Origin of the sequence: Paenibacillus campinasensis (assembly GCF_002272015.1) — a bacterium.
Classification (GTDB): domain Bacteria; phylum Bacillota; class Bacilli; order Paenibacillales; family Paenibacillaceae; genus Paenibacillus_AQ; species Paenibacillus_AQ campinasensis.
Map to the genome: position 1 here is coordinate 18,338 of NZ_NPBY01000036.1, position 12,934 is coordinate 31,271.

11 protein-coding genes and 1 riboswitch are annotated in these 12,934 nt (G+C 54.0%); of the genes, 3 read left to right on the forward strand and 8 right to left on the reverse strand.

From position 1 onward, the window contains the following. Positions 1 to 35: 35 nt before the first annotated feature. Positions 36 to 515 carry a nucleoside deaminase gene (locus tag CHH67_RS11630; protein WP_095265354.1) on the reverse strand — a complete coding sequence of 160 codons (480 nt, stop codon included), beginning with the start codon at positions 513 to 515 and terminating at the stop codon, positions 36 to 38. Between the two features lie 253 nt (positions 516 to 768). On the opposite strand from CHH67_RS11630, the gene CHH67_RS11635 reads away from it, so the two are divergent. Next, positions 769 to 1,614, forward strand: coding sequence for a chemotaxis protein (locus CHH67_RS11635; protein WP_095265355.1), 846 nt, complete (start codon positions 769 to 771; stop codon positions 1,612 to 1,614). A gap of 103 nt (positions 1,615 to 1,717) precedes the next feature. Here the strand turns inward: CHH67_RS11635 and CHH67_RS11640 are convergent, their stop codons facing one another. The 3 genes from CHH67_RS11640 to CHH67_RS11650 form a co-directional block, all read right to left on the reverse strand. Then, positions 1,718 to 2,362 (reverse strand): nitroreductase family protein, encoded by a 645-nt coding sequence (locus tag CHH67_RS11640; protein ID WP_095265356.1) that lies wholly within the window; start codon positions 2,360 to 2,362, stop codon positions 1,718 to 1,720. Positions 2,363 to 2,458: 96 nt separating this feature from the next. Beyond that, on the reverse strand, positions 2,459 to 2,935 hold the full coding sequence (locus CHH67_RS11645) for an RrF2 family transcriptional regulator (protein ID WP_095265357.1): 477 nt from the start codon (positions 2,933 to 2,935) through the stop codon (positions 2,459 to 2,461). Between the two features lie 149 nt (positions 2,936 to 3,084). Further along, positions 3,085 to 4,134, reverse strand: coding sequence for a Gfo/Idh/MocA family protein (locus CHH67_RS11650; RefSeq protein WP_095265358.1), 1,050 nt, complete (start codon positions 4,132 to 4,134; stop codon positions 3,085 to 3,087). Positions 4,135 to 4,340: 206 nt separating this feature from the next. Here CHH67_RS11650 and CHH67_RS11655 point away from each other — a divergent pair, with 206 nt between their 5' ends. Continuing rightward, positions 4,341 to 5,246 (forward strand): helix-turn-helix transcriptional regulator, encoded by a 906-nt coding sequence (locus CHH67_RS11655; protein ID WP_095265359.1) that lies wholly within the window; start codon positions 4,341 to 4,343, stop codon positions 5,244 to 5,246. Positions 5,247 to 5,610: 364 nt separating this feature from the next. Here the strand turns inward: CHH67_RS11655 and CHH67_RS11660 are convergent, their stop codons facing one another. Both CHH67_RS11660 and purT read right to left on the reverse strand, forming a co-directional pair. Next, positions 5,611 to 6,969 (reverse strand): MATE family efflux transporter, encoded by a 1,359-nt coding sequence (locus CHH67_RS11660; RefSeq protein WP_095265360.1) that lies wholly within the window; start codon positions 6,967 to 6,969, stop codon positions 5,611 to 5,613. 160 nt (positions 6,970 to 7,129) lie between these two features. Further along, positions 7,130 to 8,290 (reverse strand): formate-dependent phosphoribosylglycinamide formyltransferase, encoded by a 1,161-nt coding sequence (gene purT / locus CHH67_RS11665; protein ID WP_095265361.1) that lies wholly within the window; start codon positions 8,288 to 8,290, stop codon positions 7,130 to 7,132. A gap of 85 nt (positions 8,291 to 8,375) precedes the next feature. Continuing rightward, a riboswitch (ZMP/ZTP riboswitch) is annotated at positions 8,376 to 8,457 on the reverse strand. 275 nt (positions 8,458 to 8,732) lie between these two features. Between purT and csaA the strand changes: the two genes are divergently transcribed. Beyond that, positions 8,733 to 9,065 (forward strand): chaperone CsaA, encoded by a 333-nt coding sequence (csaA, locus tag CHH67_RS11670; RefSeq protein ID WP_095265362.1) that lies wholly within the window; start codon positions 8,733 to 8,735, stop codon positions 9,063 to 9,065. Positions 9,066 to 9,107: 42 nt separating this feature from the next. On the opposite strand, the gene CHH67_RS11675 is transcribed toward csaA, so the two are convergent. Both CHH67_RS11675 and CHH67_RS11680 read right to left on the reverse strand, forming a co-directional pair. After that, positions 9,108 to 10,154 carry a LacI family DNA-binding transcriptional regulator gene (locus CHH67_RS11675; RefSeq protein WP_095265363.1) on the reverse strand — a complete coding sequence of 349 codons (1,047 nt, stop codon included), beginning with the start codon at positions 10,152 to 10,154 and terminating at the stop codon, positions 9,108 to 9,110. 137 nt (positions 10,155 to 10,291) lie between these two features. Continuing rightward, the gene (locus tag CHH67_RS11680; protein WP_179292104.1) at positions 10,292 to 12,814 is read right to left on the reverse strand and encodes a carbohydrate-binding protein; all 2,523 of its coding nucleotides are present in this window, start codon (positions 12,812 to 12,814) and stop codon (positions 10,292 to 10,294) included. Between the last annotated feature and the right edge of the window lie 120 nt (positions 12,815 to 12,934).

The following is a 12,934-nucleotide window of genomic DNA, read 5'->3' on the forward strand; positions in this document are numbered from 1 at the left end:
GGGTCTCCGCTGGCGGATTCCCGGTTTCTTCTTGTTTAATATTCGATTTTGCCCGTGGATGTGGTCCATGCCTGGAAAGGAAGCAGCCGTTCATCCATGTGCAGCTGCTGCATCGGAATCGAGCGTTTCTCCATCGGCAAAGCGATTTCATCGTATATAAACTTATCGTCAAAGCCGATATTGGCTGCGTCCTGCTGGGTGCATGCATAATATACGGCATCCGGCCGGGACCAGTAGATCGCTCCGATACACATCGGGCACGGCTCACAGCTGGTATAGATCGTACATCCCTCCAGCTGATAATGGTTCAGATGCTGGCAGGCTTCGCGGATCGCCTGCACCTCGGCGTGCGCGGTCGGGTCATTTCGCGAAGTGACCAGATTCCGGCCTCTCCCGATAATTTCTCCGTCCTTTACAACGATCGCGCCAAACGGGCCGCCTTCGGTGTTCAGCACATTATGATGCGCCTCCCGGATAGCTACACTCATCCAGTATTCATGATTTTTCTCCGTCATCAGCAACAAGCCCCCTTCGGATTTTGCTGGCGTCCTGATTATATTCAAGGACCCTTCATAATATAAATGTCTATTTATTATATATGATTTCAAGGCGCCATGACCTCCGGTTCTTGTATCCAGAAGTTGCTGCCTCGATCTTGGCCGCTTGGAATTATCTTAATTTCCTATATTCACCTTATACTGGTTATCATGTACGATGAAGTTAAAGCAAAGCTGCAAGCAGATGATTCGTAGAGGGGTGTGAACCTTGATGGAGCAGAAGATTGCCGTGATGATCGTTCATGGTTTGGGAAGACAGAAGGAAAATTATGCAGAACGACTCATCCGTAAATTAAGCGAAGCGTTTGCCGAAGCTTCCGGACTTTCTACCGACCAGCTTGCCATTGAAGCCGTTCACTGGGCTCATGTGTTTGCGGAGCGAGAAGAACAGTTATTCCAGGATATCGTCACATCCTACCGTCTGCGGTACCGCTGGCTGCGCCGCATTGTCATCCACTACTTGGCAGATGCGGTTGCTTACCAGCCGGTAGAGGGTGACGCACAGAACTATGAAGAGGTTCACAGCACGCTTAGCGCCGCCCTGCACCGCTTGTCGCTGGCAGCCGGTCCGACTGCACCGCTATGCGTCATTTCCCACAGCCTCGGCACGGTGATTGCCAGCAATTTCTTCTATGATTTACAGTTCTCTTCCCGCGGGAAACGTCTGGTCATCAACCCGGAGGCGCCGATTGAGAATGGGGAAACCCTCGCTTTCTTCTATTCCCTCGGCACGACACTGCCTTTATGGAGCTTGCGCTACCGGGATTTCGACCAGCCGATCCGCGTTCCTTCCGATCACCTGAAGCTGCATCATCGCAGGCTCGAAGGCGAGTGGATCAATTTCTATGATAAAGACGATATATTAGGCTATCCGCTTCAAGGGGTGGACCCTGCCTATAAAGAAACGGTGCGCAAGGACGTCGATGTCAATGCCGGCCATTGGCTGACAAGCTGGAATCCGCTGTCCCACAGAGGCTACTTCTCCAACCCGACCATTATCCGCCACATCTCCTCGACGCTGGCAGCGGCATGGAACAAGGTGAATTACAAACGTTAAGCTAAGCCTTGGAACAGCACGATAAGATGACCAGCTTGGTTGAATGCTCTTCAGCCTGGATTCATATCACAAAAAAAAGGAGGCCAAGGCCTCCCCTGCAGAATCATGATTTCATTTCATTCCAGGATATTACGTCTTCCAGCGGAAGTCTCACCGTAGGACGGGCTGGCGATGCTGCCTTTCCGACCGCAATCAGCATGACGCTGCGATAATGTTCTGGAATATTGAATTCTTCAACAAATTGCTCCTTGTTGTAGCCGCCCATCGGCACCGTATCGTAACCTCTTGCCTTCGCCGACAGCATCAGCTGCATCGAAGCCAGACCTGCATCCACATCGATGATGCTGTTCTTGACCTCATCACTCATGTTGGCATACCCATTGCTCGCGACCTGAATAAAACGCTCCTTGATCTCTTCGGTCATAAAGCCGGCTTCAAAGGACATGTTGTAGATCTTTTCCCCTTGTTCATACCATCTCAAGTCCCCGAGAACTGCAATGACAGCCGAAGCATCCAGCACTTGCTGCTGGTTGTTCGCAATCGGATGCAGCTTCTCCTTCAACGCCTGATCGTCGATGACAAGAAAACGCCAAGGCTGCAAATTGCTGGAGGACGGAGCAAGTGTTGCGTCCTTCAGAATCTCCTCCATTTCCTCTCTTGAAATCTTCACCGATGGATCATAATGGCGAACCGAGTGACGCTCGCGAACAACGGTATGAAAATCTTGAATGGCCAGCATGGACATCATCTTTCCCTCCTGCATACTTATATTTTCTATAGTCTGAAATTCCATGAAGTTAACTGTGGTGATTCATGCACAGTATAAGGCAGGCAAGAGCGATTGTCAATCCTCTTGCTGGTCCGATTTCGTTTTTTCCGCAATGTCGGCAATGGTACGGGCGCTCAGCACCTGCAGCATGCTCTCTTCCAAGTCGGATATCACATCCGAGAACGCACATTTGATTCGCTCTCCAAAGTGATGCTCTCCCGCTGCATCCAGCATGCCGGCACTGATGTGGCTGTGAATGTGCAGCGCGTTATAAACATCGGCCAGCGAGATGCTGTCGGCGCTTCGGATCAGGCGGTAGCCGCCGTCTCGGCCTTCCCTGGATTCAATGATATTCTCCTGGGCAAGCGCCTTGAGAATACGCCGGAGAACCGTCGGCTCAGACTGCAAATAAAGCGCCAGGTCGCCGCTTGAGCATTTTCCGGAATGCTTCTCAAGCGCGACCAGTGCTTGCAGCGCCAGGCTGAAGTTTTTATAACTGGATTGACAGGACGCCGCCGATTTGCCGACCGCTCCATCCTTTCCGATGTTCATGTAACCGCCCCCTTGCTTGCTCTTCCGTATTGTAACGCAAACGTCCGGAAAGCTTCAAGCATGGAAACGCGGATCCTCATTAGTGAACGGGAGTGAATCTCCAGCGTCTCCCTGTAGAACCTGTAGAATGGGATCCACGCCAACGCTTATCAGCCTCGCGGCTGGCCCATGAATTCTGAAATTTTCACTTTTCTTCCTGTTCTCGCACTCTCAAGTGCTCCAAGTACCATCGCCATGCTGTAAATGTTGTCGCTGCCGTCCGTTTCCGGCTTCGTGCCAGCCTCCAGGGAAGCAAACATATTTTCCAGACAGCCATGGTGCCCGGTCTTGCTCATCTCCGGGATGATGCCCTGCACCCGTTCCAGCTTGCGCGAAAACTGACCCGCACCCTCTTGATCTGCCACCACTTCTGCATACACCTCTTCAAAGCCGTTCCAGATCGCCGTTCCCTTCGACCCGGTGACGCGCCAGGCCGCTTCCCAGGATGTCTGCGCTCCCTCAGCGCACCAAGAACCCCGGTAGTTGAAGACGGTGCCGTCCGACATCTCAAAAATACATACGGCCATCGCATTGCCTGCATACCAGGAGCCCGGAGGGTTAAATTCCTGGCAGTACACCGTTTCCGGATTCGCCCCACTCAGAAAGCGGGCTTGATCGAAGGTATGGATCGCCATATCGAGCAAGAGCGGACTCTCCATCGCTTCCCGGAACCCGCCAAAATGTGGGCCCAGGAAAAAGTCGGCGCCTATAAAGCCCGGCTGCCCGATCGCCCCGCTCTGGATCAAGTCCTTGTAAGCGCGGATGCGTGGATCAAAGCGGCGGTTCTGCATCACCGCATGGGTTCTGCCCTCGCGGCTTGCCAGTTCCACGATCTCCAGGCATTGATCCATCGACTCGGCCAGCGGCTTTTCGCTGAATACATGACAGCCGTGAGATAATGCAGCCCGGCTAATATGGTAATGGCTTGCAGGCACCGTAATATCAAATACGATGTCCGGGCTGGTGGAAGCAAGCGCTTCCTCTATATTCGAAAATACAGGGCAGCTCAGGCCATGCCTTTCCGCCATCGCCCGGGCTGTCGCTTCATACAAGTCCACTAGTCCGATAATGTGCGCATCTTCTCTTTCTTTTACGTACTCCACCCACAGGTTAGACATGCTTCCGCAACCTGCAATCAGAATGCTGTAACGTTTCCCCATCTGCCTCGCTCCTTATCATACGAATGTATGCTCATCCCGAGTGGTTGCGCCTCACGGCCCACTCTTCACTTTGGGTTGATATCTCTCCGATATTGTCTTACTGTAGGAAGTAAGCAACTTCATTATAATTGCAGTTTCACCGTATTTCTCTACCCAACCTTGTCATTTACCACTCAAATCTTGCGCTTGAGAAAGAGGTGTTGAGATTGTCCAATCCGAAAGAGCTTCATGAGAATACAAGGCTGGATTATAAAGCCTACCCCTTTCAGCTATTCCGCAACGAGGTATACCAGGCAGCCGCCAAAGACTGCGTGCTCTACCTCCACTGGCATGAGCATGCCGAGATCATCCTGATGCGGGAAGGCCGGGCTGTGTTTCATATCGATAGCGCTCCACATACGCTGATAGCCGGAGAGATTCTGATGATTCCGGGAGGGAGCCTGCATGTCGGCTACGCACTGGATGAAGGGGCTGTCCGCTTCGACTGTGTCGTGCTGAATCCGTCGTTGTTCAATGATTATATGCATGATCCGGTTCACGCCCAGTATGTTGCCCCGTTTCTGGAGGGGCGCGTGCGTTTCCCCGCCAAGCCAGCGGATATTGACCCGGCCTGCCGCGATGCTTACGCGCTCGTTCACGAGGTGATTGAGGAGCTTGCTCATCGGCCTCCGGCTTTCCAGCTCATTGCCAAGTCCAAGCTGCATGCTTTTTTTGCCTTGATGGCACGCACATTCCTCCCCGACCAGCTGGCCGGCAAAGCAGAGGAAGCGTATTTTCCCGGACGTGAGCTGTTCAAGCAGCTGATCCGCCGGATCGAAGCGCGGCCATGCGACCGCATGTCGGTGGAAGAAGCTGCCGCTCAGGTCGGATTAAGCCCTTTTCATTTCTGCAAAATGTTCAAGCGGCTTACCGGTCGCACGTATGTGGATTATGTAAATCTGCTGCGAATGAATGAGGCGCAGCGCTTGCTTCGCGAGCAGCGCTGGACCATTACCGAAATCGCCAGCCATGTAGGCTGCGGCAACCCGAATTACTTTACCAAGCTGTACAAGCAATACAAAGGGATGACCCCCTCTCAGGCCCGTTCCGAAGCGGCCCGGAACGGTCGCTGAACATCCCGGTTCCGGTTAGAGTCCTCGTCCAATTTCGCATCTCATCTGGTGAGCGGAGCCCTTCCATTTGAACGATGGAATGGAGAAGCTAAGTACAGATTACGTGGGAAGATGATCGAAGTGACTGATATCGTCTTCCCTTTTCTATTATGAATTTTTCATATAATGATATATTCATATTCATATATATGACGATACTGCAGCTCTTTTATGCTAATGTGGCCGTCAGGCGGCGCCTTAGCTCGATCAGAGGGTTCCTTCATCCTCAGTCTTCGCGTCTCGTCTACCACCATGCAAAAAAACCTTGGAGCCCTCCAATGAAGGGAATCCAAGGTTTGTGATTATTCTCAGCAAATCGCTCTCCTCAGGCCTGGATGGGAATCGGCTGCGCTTTTGATTTCGCTTCGAGCTTTCGGATGCTCATGTAATACGCGATGCCCAGCGGGATACAGGCCCCGAGCCAGGCCAGCGGATTGGCGAGACACGCGCCCAGAAACCCAATCTGCTCGGTCAGGAAAATCGCGGCGACCACCCGCATTACCAGCTCCATAATCCCGGCTACGGTCGGAACAAAGCTCTGTCCAAGCCCCTGAAGGGTGAACCGGTAAATGAACAGCAAGGACAGAATCAGATACGTACTGCCATTGGATACGAAGTACAGCCAAGTCAGCGACAGAATCTCCTCCTCGCCGCTGCCAACGAACAGCGTCGCTGCCCCGTTGCCAAAGAGAATGAGCACCAAACCAATCACGATGCTGAATACGCCGGAGAGGATAATACATTGTCTAACCCCGAGACGAATCCGATTAATATTTCCCGCCCCGTAGTTCTGCGCCGTATAGGTGGCCATCGTCACCCCGAAAGAGTTCATCGGCATGACAGCCAGCATATCAATCTTCTGCGCCGCCGTATACGCAGCAACCGAAGCGGCGCCGAGACCGTTAAGCGTAATCTGTAAAATGATGGCCCCAATCGCAATGATGGAAGCTTGGAAGCCCATAGGCAGGCCGATGTTCATATGCTCGCGCAGACTTTTCCAGCCCGGCTTCCAATTCGCATTTTTAAACTGCAGCAACGGCACCTTTTTCTGAATATAGATCAGACACATGAAGCTGGCCAGCAGCTGAGCAAGCACAGTCGCAAGCCCAGCCCCGGCTACTCCCATGCGAAATACCAGAATAAACACCAGATCCAGCACGATGTTAACGACACTGGCAAAGATCAAAATATAGAGCGGCGTGCGGCTGTCGCCCAGCCCCCGAAGCAAATTGGACAACAGGTTGAACAGCACTGCCGCACCGAGTCCGAAGTTGATGACAATCAGGTAATCGTATGCATCATCCAAAATTTCCGCCGGCGTGTTCATCATGACCAGCACAGGCTTGGTAAAAATGACGCTAAGCACGGTCAGCACCACCGTAAAGACGAGGCTGATCAATGCGCTTGCGCCTACGCTTTTTCGGATGCCTTCAATATCTCCCGCACCAAATCGCTGGGCAGTAACGATGGACAGCCCCGCCGTCATCCCCATGACAAAACCGAGCACAAAAAACATAATGCTGCCCGTCGAGCCTACAGCCGCCAAAGCATTAACCCCGATCGTCCTTCCGACAATAAAGGTATCGGCCATGTTGTAGAACTGCTGAAACAAGTTTCCGATCAGGAGCGGCAGTGTAAAAGCAATGATCAGTTTGACCGGGCTCCCTTGGGTTAAGTCTCTCATCCGATTTCTCCTATTATGTTATTCTCTAGTGCTTGCGGTCTCTATTTACTGCTATATTATCATGAACCGTTGGATGATCAACATAAATTTTTGTTCGATTTCGCACCGAGGGCCGGAAGCCTCGTTCACAACCCCTGAGACTTCCGGCCCTACCGGATGTTTATGCCTGCTCCACTACAAGACCCGCCAGTGCCTGAGCGGCCCGCTCACGCGCTTGCTCGGTCGTCTCGCCTGTCGATAAGGCCACCGCGACCCGGCGGCCCACCTTCGTTACAGGCTTGCCAAAAATTCGCACCTGCGTGCCGGGAACGGCCAGCGCCTTGTCCACGCCACAAATCGCATAATTATCCAGCTCCTCCGGCGCCTTCAGCGGCCGGCTCGCACCTGGCGCCACGAGTTCAATCTCCGGAACCGGAAAGCCGAGAATCGCGCGAACATGCAGCGCAAATTCGGACAGATTCTGACTTGCCAGTGTCACCAGGCCCGTATCGTGCGGACGCGGAGACACTTCGCTGAAGTAGACCTTATCTTCGGCCAGAAACAGCTCAACGCCAAACAAGCCGTACCCGCCCAGCTCATCGGTAATCGCTCTTGCTATCGATTTCGCTTCTTCGAGCTGTCGTTCGCTCATCGGATGAGGCTGCCATGATTCGATGTAGTCCCCGTTTTCCTGGATATGACCTATCGGCGGACAGAAACTGGTTCCGCTCACGGAGCGGACGGTCAGCAATGTAATTTCCGACTGAAACCGAATGAATTCCTCAATGATGACACGCCCGTTCTGAACCCGGCCGCCTTCCATTGCAATTTCCCAGCATGTCCGGATATCCTTCTCGCTCCGGCAGACGCTTTGTCCTTTGCCCGAAGAGCTCATCAGCGGTTTGATAACACACGGATAGCCCATTTCACGAACGGCCTGCTCAAACTCAGCGTACGTATCGGCAAAGCGATACCCGGCCGTAGGCAGCCCCAGCTGCTCCGCCGCCAGACGGCGTATCCCTTCACGGTCCATCGTCAGCTTGGCCGCTCGCGCAGTCGGGATGACGCGGAAGCCTTCCTCCTCCAGCTTCACCAGCTCGGATGTGGCCAACGCTTCGATCTCGGGCACGATCAGATCGGGCTGCTCGCGTTCAATGACCTCCCTCAGCTTCCCGGCATCCAGCATGTCAATCACCACATGACGATGAGCTACCTGCATCGCCGGCGCACCTTCGTAACGGTCGACCGCGATCGTCTCCACACCCAATCTTTGCGCTTCAATCAACACTTCTTTGCCAAGCTCGCCAGAGCCGAGCAGCAGCAGTTTCTTCGTTTTGAACATAAGGTTGCAGCTCTCCTTCTACTATGTAGTTTCCGCTTGTTATCATGGTTAAAGAACAAAAAAAGGCAAGGGTACCCAATGTCCCTTACCTTGCCCAGGCGTACGGCTGCTCTAACCGGATGTGCTCCCTCATGGTTCCCCATGCTTCGCCAGTTACACATCGAGCTTGTCATTTGTCAGCAACATCATACTGAATATTTCATGAAATTGCAATGATTGCGAAAATTTTGCCGCCAGCCATGAACGCTTATATAATGGGGGAAGCGGAATCTTTGCCTGCAGGCTTAGCACCATTATCCCGTTTGATCAGGGGCATCCCTGAACTAAGGGAGGATAACTCCGCTAAGAGGCTGGAGAGCCACCATGCACTTATTGAGCACTCAGGTGGTCTTGATCCTAAATTTAATTCTACTTATAGATCTTTAAGGGAGGCGTACGATCCATGACTGCAACCATCGACGATTTTATGAAGCTGGATATCCGCATTGGCACAATAGTAACCGCCCAATTCTTTGCCGAGGCCATCAAGCCGGCCATCAAGCTGACCATCGACTTCGGCGAGCTTGGCATAAAGCAATCCTCAGCGCAGATTACCCGCAGATATGACCCGGAAGAGCTGATCGGACGTCAGGTCGCCGCTGTGGTGAACCTGCCGCCAAGACGAATTGCCGGCTACAAGTCCGAAGTGCTTGTACTCGGTGGCGTTCCCGAGGAAGGCGATGTCATTCTGCTCGCTCCCGACACCGCTGTCCCAAACGGCACACCCATCGCTTAATCCAGCAGATAGGCGGCGCCTAATCCTTAGGTAGGTGCAGGATCATTCTGACGATTGATGTGGACCCGGGCCGGTTGTCTCCCGCACAACGAGGCCGGCTGGGAGCACGATGCGGCGCTCGCTTAATGGCTCCCCGTCGATTTGATTCAGGAGCATGCGGACCGCCGCATGCCCCTTCTCAATAATGTTCTGCGACACCGTTGTGAGTGACGGTGACGTATATTCTGACATGAACAAATTATCAAAGCCGATCACCGAATACTCGCCTGGCACACTTTTATTTTTTTCCTTCAACCCTTTCAGAACCCCCATCGCACTGACATCCGAGAAGGAGAAGATCGCCGTCACATCAGGCAGCTCCACCAATTGGTCGGCCGCCTTATAGCCGCCTGCCAGCGAGGTCGGAAGCTTGATCATGAGTCTCGGATCATACGGGATACCAGCCTCCTCCAGCGCATCCCGGTAACCGAGCCAACGTTCATGCAGCACCCCGTAGTAGGCGATCCGCTCCATCGGAATATCTCCGATCAGCAGCGCAATGCGGCGATGACCCTGCTCGATCAGGTACGAGGTTGCACGGTAGCTGCCCTGCCGATCATCCAGATTCACCTGGTATAGTCCGCTATCCTTCAAATAGCTGTCGATGAAGACAGCTGGCACCCCGAGCCCCGTAACCCGCTGCACCGCCTGCGATCCCTCGTTCGTCCCAACGACAATCAATCCATCCAGCCTTCGCTCCTTCACAAACGAGAACGTCTCCGTCGCTTCGTCGATCCCGGTCAATATAATGTGGAAGCTGCGGTCCCGCGCCCCCTCCTCTACACCGGCAAGCAGATCCCAGTAGAACGGATTATCCTGCAACCGCCCCGGCTTCATGGTCGGAACGACAACCCCGATCAGATCCGTTCTCTTTGTTTTCAGATTGCGTGCAGGCAAGTTCGGTGTATAACCGAGCTCATCAATCACTTTCCTGACCTTCTGTATCGTCTTCGTGGATACACGGCCTTTTCCGTTCACAACATTGGATACGGTAGCGATCGATACGCCCGCTTCCCTAGCCACATCCACAATGCTGACTTCTTGTTTCATTCAGACACCGCTCTCTACATTAAACGTTTTACCATATTATAGCCCAATTCCGCCCAATCCGAAAATCAGCATCCGAACATCACTCATCCTCACTGCTCCTAAGCTGCTCGATACGTTCATCTATGCCGGACTTACAGTCACCAGCCTATATTTCCCGGGCCTCTAACAATTTGAAATGCCTGTCCGGGGTTGTGCACCGGCCCTGAACCGGTTCCGGAGATGACCACATTCGAGAACGTTCCCGAGCCGGTAACGGTGTCAAAATAGATGCCGTACGTCCCTGCCCCGTCGATGGTGACTCGATCAAACGCAATATGCTGAATCCGCTGATTATAGCTGAGCTTCACGCCTTCGTACGTGCTGTCAAGGATATCGACCTGCTCAATCAAGATCGGAGCGGTAATGCTCTGGTTCTCGGCATAGATCCACAAGCCGCCAAAGCTTGTATTCCAGTTCGGCTCATACCCGCCGGTGCGAAGCAAAGTATTGCGCTTGATTTCCGTCGTTCCGCTGAAGCTGACAGCGTTAAAGCGGGTGCTGACCGCAATCCCGGCTGATGCAGTGACGGTATCCGCTCCGAGGTTATCCCACACTTTATTGTCTTTGCCGCCATAGATCGCAAATGTATTGGCCAGCACCGGAATCTGAGCCGTGTTATAACGGAACAGGTTGTTCTCGTTCGGAACGCCATCCGACCACATGGCAAACGCATCATCACCGGTGTTGCGCACATGGAAATGACTGATCGTCGTATTTTTCACACCGCCATGAAAATTGACGCCATCAGCCCATGTATTGCGCACGCGGCCGTCCACAATATACAGCCCATCCGTGCCGCCGTTGAGCCAGATGCCCACCTTCATATGCTCGATCCAAACGCCCTGGATCAGCGATCCGGAGGCGAAGCGTCCCTCAAGGCCGGCGTGATCCTCCGCGTCATTCCGGTAGAGAGCGTCTCCGTACATAGACAAGTCCGCAATATAGACATTGCCTCCTGTGCCGTAGAAGCCCCCTTTTCCACCGGTTCCCTGCAGCGTTGTATGCCACATGCCTGCTCCCCGGATGTGCACATTCGACACATTCACCCGGTCGTTCATCCGGAACGTGCCCGCCGGGATCCAGACGCCGCTCCCCGTCGCCTCGGCATGCTGAATCGCTGCCCGGATCGCTGCCGTGTCGTCGGTATGATCATTCGCCGTCGCGCCAAAGTCGGTAATGCTGACAAAATGGTCCGGTTTCGTATATGCGGGAGCTACCATCTCCAGATTGATCAGATCGATTGTGTAATAGTCGGCATGGTCTGCCGCGTCCTTCTGAAGTCGAACCGTTGCGCCTGCCGGGATCGGGTCAACCAGATAACGACTCTCGTCATAAAAGTGATGTGCGCCTCCGTCGGCCGGATTATCGTTATACGGGTAGCTGCCGTACGTCCATGCATACCTGGAGCTCACATCCAATGTCTGACGCTTGACCCCGTTCACGTATAAGCTAAGCGTCGCGTCGATTCCGCCCCCCTGCGGGGCATCCGGCATGCTGTAGCGGACAACCAGCGCATTGGCTGCCTCCGGCGCCGTCCACTCGACGTAATGACCGGTCGATGTCAGCTTGACCGCTTGCCGACCCGAGGATTCCGCCTCGACGGTCAAGTACGTGCGGGACGGCCCAATCGTCACGGCATTCGTAGTTCCCGTCTCCGCTTCCAGCTCCTGATACGGAACCGTAGCTCCCCGCTCAGCCAGTGGCAAGCCGTCTGCAACCGTCAACGCATCCATTCTCACTCCGGCAGCTGAACGGTCAACAGCCTCATACGTGATCGTATTTAGCCCTTTGCGAAGCGGCAGCTGAGTGGCTGTTTCCGCCCAAGCTTCAGCACCGCCGGTGGAAGGAAGCTGCACCGAGCCCGCGTCAATGCCATTGACCTGGAGCTTCATGGATCCGGTTCCGGCCGTGCTTTTGGCATAACGCAGAACGACGTTCTTCTGTCCGGCAGATGACAGATTGACCGTGAATACTACCTTCGCTCCGGCAGCATCAAAATGTTCGAGCGCTCCTGACACGTGGGATACACCGCCGGTATGAAACTGCGCTTCCGCTTCATAGCGGTTCGGCGGGCCCGGGTTCGGCTCTGGTTCCGGTCCGTTGCCCGGCATGATGTCTCCGATCACGACATGATCCAGATTGACATTGCCCGAATCCTCTGCCGTGAACCGGTATTGCAGCGTATTGCTGCCGGACCGGAAGGCATACGTCTCCGTCACCGTCCTCCATTCGGACCAGGACGATGTCGGCGGCAGCGCTAGCTGCCCCATTTTCACCCCGTTCACATAAGGGCTTATCGTCATCGTAACACCTGTGCCGTTAGCATAACGAAGCGTGACCTCCCGTTCCCCGGCTGCAGATGCGTTCATGGTAAACGTGACGGCGGCTGTCCCTTTGTTATTGTCGGTGAACCCCGCAACAAACCCGCTTCCCGTATAACCGGGATGCTCGTTATCCACAAATGCCCCGCCGCTCAGCGCCGCCTGCTCCGCTTCCATCATCACGGCGGTCACGGTCGCAGCCGCCTCTCCGGAGGCCGACGGCCCCCAAAATGTCAATAGCATGCAGCAGGCCATAAACAGCGCAACCGCACGTCGTGCCAGTCCTTCCAGTCTTCTCATGCTCATCCCTCCAACAATCATGATCAGCTGGTTTCCACTTCTTTCCTCATCCTGCCCAAAGCTCTATCTGTCCCATGTCACAAGGAGTATCGCCAACACGCGCATCCGGGCAGCAACACC